This window comes from Leucobacter sp. CX87, from assembly GCF_018682295.1.
Classification (GTDB): Bacteria; Actinomycetota; Actinomycetes; order Actinomycetales; family Microbacteriaceae; genus Cx-87.
Window position 1 is genome coordinate 99044 of sequence record NZ_JAFIRI010000007.1, and the last position, 10109, is coordinate 109152.

The 10109-nt window shown below is 66.1% G+C and carries 11 protein-coding genes; 1 reads left to right on the forward strand and 10 read right to left on the reverse strand.

The window, feature by feature from the left end:
* Positions 1-23 precede the first annotated feature (23 nt).
* The 10 genes from guaB to groES form a co-directional block, all read right to left on the reverse strand.
* Complete coding sequence (gene guaB, locus KOE53_RS11295) at positions 24-1526, reverse strand: IMP dehydrogenase (protein ID WP_188058564.1); 1503 nt, start codon at positions 1524-1526, stop codon at positions 24-26.
* A gap of 180 nt (positions 1527-1706) precedes the next feature.
* Complete coding sequence (locus KOE53_RS11300) at positions 1707-2768, reverse strand: ABC transporter ATP-binding protein (protein ID WP_188058565.1); 1062 nt, start codon at positions 2766-2768, stop codon at positions 1707-1709.
* Positions 2768-3568, reverse strand: a complete 801-nt coding sequence (locus KOE53_RS11305) for an ABC transporter permease (protein WP_188058566.1) — start codon at positions 3566-3568, stop codon at positions 2768-2770. Before KOE53_RS11305 ends, KOE53_RS11300 begins: the two co-directional genes overlap by 1 nt.
* 2 nt (positions 3569-3570) lie before the next feature.
* Positions 3571-4440, reverse strand: a complete 870-nt coding sequence (locus tag KOE53_RS11310; protein ID WP_215401701.1) for an ABC transporter permease — start codon at positions 4438-4440, stop codon at positions 3571-3573.
* A complete protein-coding gene (locus KOE53_RS11315) occupies positions 4437-5516 on the reverse strand; it encodes an extracellular solute-binding protein (protein ID WP_215401702.1) in 1080 nt (359 codons plus the stop codon). Before KOE53_RS11315 ends, KOE53_RS11310 begins: the two co-directional genes overlap by 4 nt.
* A gap of 36 nt (positions 5517-5552) precedes the next feature.
* Complete coding sequence (locus tag KOE53_RS11320) at positions 5553-6023, reverse strand: DUF3830 family protein (protein ID WP_188058567.1); 471 nt, start codon at positions 6021-6023, stop codon at positions 5553-5555.
* Positions 6024-6076: 53 nt separating this feature from the next.
* Positions 6077-6871, reverse strand: a complete 795-nt coding sequence (locus KOE53_RS11325; RefSeq protein ID WP_188058568.1) for a gamma-glutamyl-gamma-aminobutyrate hydrolase family protein — start codon at positions 6869-6871, stop codon at positions 6077-6079.
* 99 nt (positions 6872-6970) lie between these two features.
* Positions 6971-7972 carry an Lrp/AsnC family transcriptional regulator gene (locus KOE53_RS11330; RefSeq protein WP_188058569.1) on the reverse strand — a complete coding sequence of 334 codons (1002 nt, stop codon included), beginning with the start codon at positions 7970-7972 and terminating at the stop codon, positions 6971-6973.
* 112 nt (positions 7973-8084) lie between these two features.
* Positions 8085-8996: an EamA family transporter RarD gene (gene rarD / locus KOE53_RS11335; RefSeq protein WP_188058570.1), complete on the reverse strand. Its 912-nt coding sequence runs from the start codon at positions 8994-8996 to the stop codon at positions 8085-8087.
* 121 nt (positions 8997-9117) lie between these two features.
* A complete protein-coding gene (groES, locus tag KOE53_RS11340) occupies positions 9118-9414 on the reverse strand; it encodes a co-chaperone GroES (protein ID WP_188045708.1) in 297 nt (98 codons plus the stop codon).
* A 212-nt stretch (positions 9415-9626) separates the two neighbouring features.
* Between groES and KOE53_RS11345 the strand changes: the two genes are divergently transcribed.
* The gene (locus KOE53_RS11345) at positions 9627-10109 is read left to right on the forward strand and encodes a DUF4190 domain-containing protein (protein WP_188045709.1); all 483 of its coding nucleotides are present in this window, start codon (positions 9627-9629) and stop codon (positions 10107-10109) included.

A 10109-nucleotide genomic window follows, 5' to 3' on the forward strand; every position in this document is an offset into this window, starting at 1 on the left:
ACAGGCGGGCCCGCCTCGCACTGCTACTTCTTGTAGTTGGGCGCCTCAACGACCATCTGGATGTCGTGCGGGTGCGATTCCTTGAGGCCGGCAGCCGTGATCTTCACGAACTGTCCGCGCTCCTTGAGCTCGGGAACCGTCCGCGCGCCGACGTAGAACATCGACTGGCGCAGGCCGCCAATGAGCTGGTGCGCGACCGAACCGACCGGGCCGCGGTAGGGCACCTGGCCCTCGATGCCCTCGGGAATCAGCTTCTCGTCGCTCGGAACGTCCGCCTGGAAGTAGCGGTCCTTCGAGTACGAGGTGCGCTCGCCACGGGTCTGGAGCGCGCCAAGCGAGCCCATGCCGCGGTAGTTCTTGAACTGCTTGCCGCCCACGAAGGCGAGGTCGCCGGGGCTTTCGTCCGTACCAGCGAAGAGCGAGCCGATCATGACCGAGCTCGCGCCAGCCACGAGGGCTTTCGCGATGTCGCCCGAGTACTGCAGGCCGCCGTCCGCGATGACGGGCACGCCAGCCGGCGTCGCCGCTTTCGCTGCCTCGTAGACCGCGGTCACCTGGGGCACGCCGACGCCGGCGATGACGCGCGTGGTGCAGATCGACCCGGGGCCAACGCCCACCTTGATCGCGTCGGCGCCAGCCTCGACCAGCGCGCGGGCACCGTTGTAGGTCGCGACGTTGCCGCCGATGATGTCGATGTGCGCAAACGCCGGGTCGGCCTTGAGCTTCGCGATGATCTCGAGCACGCCGCGGCTGTCGCCGTTGGCGGTATCGACGACGAGGAGGTCCACGCCTGCGTCGACGAGCGCGCCCGCACGCTTCCAGGCGTCGCCGAAGAAGCCGATTGCCGCGCCGACGCGCAGGCGTCCGGCATCGTCCTTGGTCGCGTTCGGGTACTGCTCTTCCTTGTCAAAGTCCTTGACGGTGATGAGTCCGGTGAGCTTGCCATCGCTGTCCACGAGGGGCAGCTTCTCGATCTTGTGCGTCGCAAAGATCGTTGCGCCGTCCTCGCGGCTAATGCCGACCGGCGCCGTAATCAGCGGCATCTGGGTCATGGCATCGGCGACCCGCACCGATGCACGGCGCTTCGGCTCGATGAAGCGCATGTCGCGGTTCGTGATGATGCCGAGCAGGATCCCCTGCTTGTCGACCACGGGAAGTCCGCTCACGCGGTATTCGCCGCAGAGCGCGTCCACCTCGGCGACGGTCGCTTCGAGCGACGTCGTGACGGGGTTCGTGATCATGCCGGCCTCGCTGCGCTTCACCCGGTCGGCCATCTCGGCCTGATCCTGGATGGAGAGGTTGCGGTGCAGGATCCCGAGGCCGCCGTTGCGCGCCATCGCCACCGCCATGCGCGTCTCGGTCACGGTATCCATCGCCGCGGAAATCAGAGGAATGCCCAGGCTGATGTTTCGTGTCAGCCGAGTCGAGGTATCCGCCTCGCTCGGAATGACATCAGTGTGCGCAGGAAGCAGCAGCACGTCGTCGTAGGTGAGCCCGGTGAACGCAAACGGATCACGCTGTTCCATGAAGACCTCTTTACTGAGTGTTGATTGCGGAACGTCTTCGTCCAGCGAGTGGTGGCGGTTGTACCATCGTAAACGACTCCGGCCCGGGTTTTATGCCCGGGCCGGAGTCGCGTACCGGAAACACTTCTCGCGCGGAGTCGGCCGCGGCGCAAGGCGCCCCCGGCGCATCTCCGATTTGTCCTATTTGACCGGTGCGGCGGGCTCCAACACGAAGGAATCGGCCGAACGCCAGCTCAACTGTGCCGGGCCAGCCGGGATGACCGCCCCGCGCTTACCCGCCACCAAGCGCAGTCGCTGGTCGCCGTAGGCCACCACGTACTGCACCTCCGCGCCACGGAAGACCGGCGCGATCACCTCGACCGGCACGCTCGCGTCGTCCTCGGCGCCGCGGACGAGGCGGAGGTCCTCCTGCCGGAGTCCCAGCACCGCGTCGGCGCCTGCGCGGAGCTGATGCTTCGGGACGGGCACCTCGTGCCCGCCGGTCAGTCGCAGCGTGTCCGCCTCGCCCACGGTTCCCGCGAGCAGGTTTGCTGCGCCCAGGAAGTCTGCGGCAAAGACCGTTGCCGGGGTGCCGTAGATCTGTTCGGGACGACCGATCTGCTGGATCCGGCCGACGTTCATCAGCACCACCAGGTCCGACAAGCTCATCGCTTCATCCTGGTCGTGGGTGACAAACACCGTGGTGAGACCCAACTCGCGGTGGAGCTCGAGCAACTCAATCTGCATGTCCTCGCGCAGGCGGGCGTCGAGGTTCGACAGCGGCTCGTCCAACAGCAAGATGCGTGGCTGCGAGACGATCGCGCGCGCCAGAGCGACGCGCTGCTGCTGCCCGCCCGAGAGCTGCTTCGGCTTTCGCCCGGCCAGGTGTCCCATCTGCACGCGCTCAAGCGCGAAGGCGGCCCGCTCGAGCTGCTCGGCCTTGCTGCCCTCCCCCTGCATGCGCAGGGGGAAACGCACGTTCTCGAGCACGCTCATGTGCGGAAACAGCGCGTAGGACTGGAACATCATGCCCAGCCGGCGCTTCTCCGGCGGCAGCTGAGTGACGTCCTCCGCACCGATGTGGATCGAGCCCTGAGTGACGGTCTCGAGCCCCGCGATGCAGCGCAAGAGCGTGGACTTGCCACAGCCCGATGGGCCGAGCAGCGACATGAACGTGCCCGAGGCGACGTCGAGGGAGATTTCCGACAGCGCCACCGAGGAGCCGAACTCCTTGCGGAGCCCTGAGATGAGCAGATCAGCCATTAGGCCATTACCTTTCCGAGTCCGAGGGTGCGCTCGAAGCCGATGAGCACCAGGACGGTGACGAGCACCATGAGAGTGGAGACCGCGGCGACCGAGGGATCCGGGCTGAACTCCAGCCGTCCGTAAATCGCGAGCGGCAGGGTCTCGACAGACGGGCTGCGCAGGAAGAGCGCGACCACCGCGTCATCGAAGGAGATGTTGAACGCGAAGAATGCCCCCGCGAAGATGCCTGACTTGCACATCGGCAGCAGCACAAGAAGGTATCGCTGCCACCAGCGAGCACCCATCGTCCGGGCGGCCTCCTCCGTGAACCGGTCTTGCTGCAGCAGCACACCGGAGACGGTGCGCACTACGTACGGGATCGCCAGCACGATGTGACCGATGATGATGCCGCCGAGCGACGCCCCGTCCGCGTAGACGGAGAGGAAGGCGAGCAGCGCAATACCGAGAATGATGCTCGGCACGATGATGGGCGCCATGAGGAAGCTCAGGATCGCCTGCGACCCGGGGATCTGGAACCGGGTGAGGGCAATCGATGCGGCGGTGCCGACGACCGCAGCGACCGCCGTGACCAGCAGGCCCACCCAGAGACTCGTCAAGAACGGCTGTAGGTAGGTGTCTGTCGTGAGGACGAGCTCGTACCACTGCAGGCTGAAGCCCTTCGGCGGGAAGCTGAGGAACCGTTCGGAGTTCACCGACGAGATCGCGACGACCACGATCGGCAGCAGCATGTAGAGGCCAACGACGACCGCCAGCAGCGTGGCGATCGCGCGGACCCATACGGGGACAGCTTTGACCATGGCTATTTCCTCGATCCGATGCGGGAGGTCGCGAAGATCAGCATCACGACCGCCAGGAAGAGCAGAGTGGACTGCGCCGCGGCGAACGGCCAGTCGAGGTTGACCGTGGCGTCGTTGTAGATCGTTCCCGCGAGCACCGGCAGGCGCGAGCCGCCGACGAGGCGCGGGGTGATGAACGAGCTCACTGACAGCGCAAACACGAGGGTCGCACCGGCAACGATCCCGGGCAGCGACAACGGGAACACCACGGTGCGCAGTGTCCGCAGGAAGCCGGCCCCCATCGTGCGGGCGGCCTCCTCGAGCTTGGGGTCAATATTCTGCATGACCCCGAACAGGGTGAGCACCGCGAACGGCAGGAGCACCTGGACCATCGAAATGACGATGCCGGTTTCTGTCCCGAGCAGCCCCTGACTAAACGCCACCGGGTCGATACTCTTCGCAAGCTGGCCGAGCGCGCTGTTCGGCGCGAGCAGCACCACCCAGCCGAAGGTGCGCACCACCACGCTCGTCATGAGCGGCAGGATGATGATGGCCATCAGGATCCCGGAGATGCGTCCCGAGACCCGCGTCATGAGATACGCGAGCGGCAGCGCCAACACCAGCGTGATCAGGGTCTGAATGAGCGACAGGCGCAGCGAGCGACCCATCGCGGACAGGTAGTACTGGCTCTGGAACACTTCCGCGTAGTTGGCCAGCGAGAATCCGCTGGTGCCCTGGAAGCTGGTCACTGACGAGGCGAGCATCTGCAACACCGGCAGGAAGAACCCGATCACCATGAGCGCGATGGCCGGAGACAGGAGGAGCAGCGGCTCCAGCCACGGACGCTGGCGTCCGCGGCTGGAGCGTGCTGCTAAGTGCAACGGTTGGGTCATGAGGCGACGAGATTGTTCCAGGCCTTGACCCACTCGGCGCGCTTGGCGTCGATCTCGGTCGGATCGAACCGTACGAGGTCGGTCAACGCGTCACCCGAGATGACCTCGGCGGCGAACTCCTCCGGGATCTCCACCTCCATGTTGGTCGGCGAGTAGCGCAGTGCGTCCGCCCAGGCGAGCTGCACCTCGGGGCGCAGCTGGTAGTTCACGAACGCCGTGGCGAGCTCCTCGTTGCCGCTCCCCGCGACGACGCTGGCCGTGATGTAGGACGCCGGACTGTTCTCGGGAACCGAGAACCCCACGTCCAGACCGGCCTTGGTCAGCGTGTACGCGTAGTCCTGCGCGTACGGCGCCAGCCAGATGTCGCGCTGTGTGAAGGCCTGCTGGATCTCGGGACTGGTCGCCGTCACGACTGCATCGTTCTGCGCGAGCAGGCCGCCCACCGCGTCGAGCCCGGGCTGAATGTCATCGGTGTCGCCACCGAGCACGCCGTTCAGCGCGAGGAAAGTCAGCAGACCGTACGAGTTCGAGAAGTCCGTGAGCGCGACGTGGCCAGCGAACTCGGGCTCGAGTACCGCGTCCCAACTCGTCGGAGCTTTCTTCACCTGATCTTTGAGGTAGATCAGACCCATGGGTGCGATCTGAATGACCGGACCCTCGCCCTTGCCGCGCTTGACACCGTCGAGCGCCGTCGGCACAAGCGCCGACGCCAGCTCAATGTCGCCCTCGGCGATCGGGGCGAGGAGCCCGTCGGCCGCGGCCACGACCTCCTGGCCGCCCGAGAAGGTCACGACGTCGAGCTGCGGCTTGCCCTTCTGCGCGGTCAGCTGCGCGAGCGCGTCCGCGCTGTACGCGGTCACCACCTCGACCTTTGCGCCGGTCTCAGCCTCGAACGGCTTGATCACGGCCTCTTGCAGTGTGGCCTCGTAGTCACCACCGAAGGAGTTCACGACAATCGTCTGACCGGCGAAGGGAAGGTCGGAAGACCCTGCCTCGGCGGAGCTCCCGGAAGCGCATCCGGTGAGCGCCAGGGCGGCTGCACCCGCCATGGCGATAAGCGACACTGCTTTCTTCATTTCTGACCTAACTTTCAAGCGAAGGGTGGGTGGGGGCTAGCTCACGCGAGCGATCGTGATGGTTTTGGCGCCGTCGATGCGGGTGTTGCCGCACGCGGCAGCGAACTCGTCGAGGCCCTCGGTGATCGACGCGAAGATGTTGCAGGGAGTCCAGCCGAGCGGGCCGAAGATTCGTCCCCCGTCGCCGTAGAATACCCCGATCTCCCAGAGGTCCTCGGACATGTTCTTCATCTGGTTGGGGGCCTGGTAGTACCAGAGCAGGTCGCCAGCGGCCGGGAAGCACGTCTGGTTCTCGACCGGAATCGACTCGGGGTCGAAGGTCTGCGCCGACTCGGGCAGGCCCGTCATGATCTCGGGACCCGCGAACGCAGCGTGCACGGCGAGCACCTCGACCGGGGTCTCCAGTGCGTCCCAGATCGTCTGCGCCGTCACGGGCGCGTTCGAGAGGTTCAGGTCTGCGATTGCCCGCGCGCCGTTGGGGAAGGTCAGGGAGATCTGCTTGGTCATCATGCTCTTTCGTAGTGGTGTCTCCGGCGATGCCGGCTTTGGGGAGGAGAGGTTTACTGGGCTGCGGCGATCAGCGCGGCGAAGAGCGCGCGTTCCTCGGCCAGCTCGTTCGCGCCGGACAGCTTTTCCGGGTGCCACTGCACGCCGGTGAACGACCATGCGGGATCGGTCGACTCGGCGGCTTCGATGATCCCGTCGGGGGCGACTGCCGCGACCGCGAGGTCGCTTCCGAGGCGCTCAATCGATTGATGGTGGATGCTATTGACCATCCGCTCGGACGTTCCATACAGCGCGGCAAGCCGACTTTCCTGGGGAAATGCTACGGAGTGCCGGTCACCCAGAAACGCCTCGGGCGCGTCCTGCAGCGGGTGCGTGCTCGTGCGTGGAATGTCCTCGACGAGGCTCCCACCCAATACGACGTTGGTGAGCTGCAGCCCCCGGCAGATGCCGAGCACCGGCGTTCCCGCCGCCCGCGCCGCGAGCAGCAGTGCGCGCTCAAACGCGTCACGTTCGGGGTCAACGTCGCCAGCTTCCTCGGGCCCCGGAGGCAGCCCCCGGGTGGCACGGCAGAGATCCTGTCCGCCGGAGAGCAGCAGCCCGTCGACACGCGAGAGCAGCGCGGACACGGCCGATTCCGGCACCGGCGCGAGCAGCAGCGGGATTCCGCCCGCCTCCGCCACGCGGGCGGCGTACTCGCTGCCCAGCGTGAACAGGTCCGTCTGTTCGCCGAGATACGTGGGCAGCGATCGCCGCCACACCGTGATGCCAATCACCGGGGCAAGCTGCGCCGAAACTCGGGCGCTTGCGGCGGCGTCCCGGTCTGCGGGAGCAAGCGAGGTGGGTGACATCTTCAGTCCAATCGTTGACTGAGGTCATTCCACCATCATTGGCCGAGAATTGCAACTTCTACGAACTTTGTGGCCAAAACTTTAATTCCTATGCGATTCCTAGGCGAATTCTCCTACATTGATGCTGAGTGGGCCGCGCCGAACGGGGGCGAGCACGAGCTCCACCTCGCCCGTACGCGCACCGTCAACTGACCCAACCGTTTGCGCCAGAAACTCGAGCAGCTCGTGTTCGTCGCGAGCGAGCACGTCGACCATGAGCTGAAACTCGCCCGTCGTGGCCGAGCAGAATCTGACCGAGCCCGACTCGGCGAGACGGCGTCCGAGGTCATCTACCCTGCTCGGCGGCACGCGCAGCCACGCCATCGCCTCCACGTGCAACCCGAAGAGGCTCGGCCGCACCTCCGCCCGCACCCGCAACGTGCCGGTCGCGATGAGCTGCTCGATCCGACGCCGCACCGCGCCAGTCTTCAGGCCGAGCTGCTCGGCCAAACGCGTAGCCGGCATCCGTCCGTCCTCCGCCAGGAGCGCGATGAGTCGCTCGTCCGCCTCGGTCAGGCCCGAGACGGGACCCGTCCCGTCGTCCAGCGCGCCCAAGATCTCCGCTTCAACCTCGGCACGCACCCCGGCCGAGATAACGCCGGTCGCCATCCAGTCATAACCGGATCGGTACGGGCGCAGCACCGTCGTCGATTCCGAGCTCACCACCCCGGGGATGGCGGGAAGCTCGTCAAGCAGCACCGTCGCCACGCGCGCCTGATCGGACAGGATCAGCAGCGCCACCACCTGGCGAGAGCCTTCAAGGATCGACACGGAGGACGCGTCTGCGCGCTCTGCCACGGACGCAGCGACCGCCCGCGCCTGACCCGATGCCGCGCGCAGCCGCACGACCACGGACCGAGCGGCATATGCGGTGATCGCGTCGAGATAGGTGGAGACCTTGATGACGCCGAGATCAATCAGTCGCTGCCCGCGCCGCGCGACCGTTCGCTCCGGGAGGTCAAGAAAGCGCGCAACCGCTCCCCAGGACGCGCGACCGGCGATCTGCAGTACAGCGGCAATCTGTCGGTCGACATCGTCCCAGGTGTCTGGCATCGTCGGCATGGCACTCCTCGTCACGGTATCGAGGGCGACTCACGCCCCGCGTTGCCACCACGTTAGTGGAATGCGACACCGCGTCGACGTCGCGCACCCGGCCGGGCGAGCGACGATCGAGTCATCGACGGCGCGAGCTGCGCACGGCCTCCGTCATGAGTATCCCGAGCGCGACCCAGACGAGGGTGAAGCCGATCCAGCGGGCCGGATCCATCGGCTCGTGCAGGATGAAGGCTCCCGTAATGAAGTTCAGAATCGGCGTGATGAACTGGAGAAAACCCATATGCGTGAGCGGCAGTCGGCGATTCGCCGCGCCGAACAACAGCAGCGGTATTGCGGTCACGAGACCGCTCCCGAGAACAAGCAGGAAGACCCAGTGGCCGTGCTGGAAGGCATCGAAAGAGAGCCCCGTGACCGGGAGCCCTGCCCCCGCGGCCAGCGCGCCGACGATGATGAGTTGCACGAGCGCGAACGGAACGGCGGCGAGGGTCTCGACCGTCAGCCCGCTCAGGGCATCAATTCGCTCGTTCGCCTGCTTGCGCACGAAACCGTAAAGCGAGAACGTGCCCGCGAGCCCCAGGGCGATCCATGGCATCGTGCCGTAGGCGACCGCGGTGACGACGAGGCCGACCGTGGCGATTCCCACCGCGACCCATTGCGTCGGCCGCAGCTTCTCGCGTCGAATGACCACGCCGAGCAGAATCGTAACGAGGGGGTTGATGAAGTAGCCCAGCGCGGTCTCGATCACGTGGCCCGTCATCACCGCGATGACGAAGATCTGCCAGTTCGCGTACAGCAGCAGCGACGAAAGCACGAACCATCCGCGTGATTTCGGTGACCGTAGCACCTCTCGCAGCGGCCCCCATTTACGCAGCACCGCGACAAACACGGCGCAGAAGAATAAACATGCGAGCACGCGCCACGGGATCAACTCGAACGGGTTGATGTCAGTAAGGGTGAGGAAGTAGAGCGGGAAAAGCCCCCAAAGGAGGTAAGCGCTCACCCCATAGACATAGCCGATCCGATCCCGCACGTCCCCAGGCTACTCCGCCCCGGGACCCCTCACGACCACGCGGTGCGGGGCCCCGCCGGGATCCGGAAACAACAAACGGGCGGAGCCGACACTGTCGACCCCGCCCGTATGCGAAAGAAATTTAGCGAACGACGACCGCAAGGACGTCGCGAGCGGAGAGCACCAGGTACTCCTCGCCGGCGTACTTGACCTCGGTCCCGCCGTACTTCGAGTAGATCACGCGATCGCCAACGGCGATGTCCATGGGGACCCGGTTACCGTTGTCATCGATGCGGCCGAGGCCCACGGCCACGACCTCGCCCTCCTGGGGCTTCTCCTTGGCGCTGTCCGGGATGACCAGGCCAGAGGCGGTGGTCTGCTCAGCGGCGACCTGCTGGATGACGATACGATCCTCGAGCGGCTTGATAGCGACCGACACGATTGACCTCATTTCTGAACGACGAAGGCTGGCATTGGCACACTCGATGCGAGAGTGCTAATTCAGATTCTAGGGGTCGAGTTGGCACTCACGCAAGGCGAGTGCCAAGCGGGAATCCCCGAATTGCGGCAGACCGTGGCGACAAGTGGCAGAATTGACGGGGGACCTGGCATCGGGCCGCCCGCCACCGAACCGACGAAGGGGTGTTCGTAATGTCGAACCCGAACGATCCAAACGTTTCCGAGCCGACCGGCATCCCCCCGGTGCCGCCCGTTCCGCACTACGGCGCAACGCCCGAGGCCCCGCAGCAGCCGCCCGCTGCCCCACAGTATGTCGCCCCGCAGGCGCCTGCCCCGCAGTACGCGGCGCCCCAGCAGCCCGCCTCGCCCTACGCGGCGCCCCAGGCTCAGGCGCCCCAGTACGCGGCCGCGCAGCCCTACCCCGCGGGCCCGGTTCGCCCGACCAACGGCATGGCCATCGCCGCCCTCATTACGGGCATCCTGGTCCCGATTGTCGGCATCTTCCTCGGCCACATCAGCCTGAAGCAGATCAAGCGCACGGGCGAGGCCGGCCACGGCATGGCGCTCGCGGGCCTCATCTGCGGGTACGTGTTCACGGCCTTCTGGGTCCTGTACATCATCTTCATCATCTTCGTGGTCGTGCTGGCTGGCGCTTCGAGCAGCTACAACTACTAG